We start from the raw sequence: 553 nt of genomic DNA on the forward strand, positions 1-553 counted from the left end.
GCCAAGATCATCACTGTCGTGTGGTGATCCCAGCGGACCGCTCATCGCTGCAGGTACTCCAGCTCGGCTGCGACGCGGCCAGCGTGAAGCGGATAGCTGCACGTGGCGGATGTCCGGCACAGTGACCGGGAGCTCATCGCGGCGACAGGAGGGACAGCAGACGACCGGGAACCGGCAGCCGCCGCGCCGCGAGGGCGGCCAGGCCCGCACCGGTCGCGTTCAACAGCACGTCGTCGATCGACGAGACGCGTCCGAGGGCCAGGGCGTACTGCAGTGCTTCCACCGCGATCGACATGCCCGCAGCGGTGGCGACCACGTATGCGAACCGGACCTGCCATCCCACGCCCAGACCGAACCCGATCGCCGCGAACACCAGCAGATTGCCCACGATCTGGAAGAACGCGGTCAGCGGGCGGTCGGCGAGGATCTCCACAAGGTCGCGCAGCGGCACCAGCCGAACCTCTCGGGGGGCGTCGAGTGGGGTGAGGATCAGGATCAGCCACGGCAGCGTCCAGACCACCATGGCAGTCGTGGCCAGGGCCCGTCGAATCGC

1 protein-coding gene is annotated in these 553 nt (G+C 68.5%); it reads right to left on the reverse strand.

The window, feature by feature from the left end; genetic code table 11:
- Positions 1-133 precede the first annotated feature (133 nt).
- Positions 134-553: VanZ family protein (locus tag Vau01_RS63080; protein WP_204015520.1), on the reverse strand; the 420-nt coding region annotated here is incomplete at its 5' end.

This window comes from Virgisporangium aurantiacum (assembly GCF_016863635.1).
Classification (GTDB): domain Bacteria; phylum Actinomycetota; class Actinomycetes; order Mycobacteriales; family Micromonosporaceae; genus Virgisporangium; species Virgisporangium aurantiacum.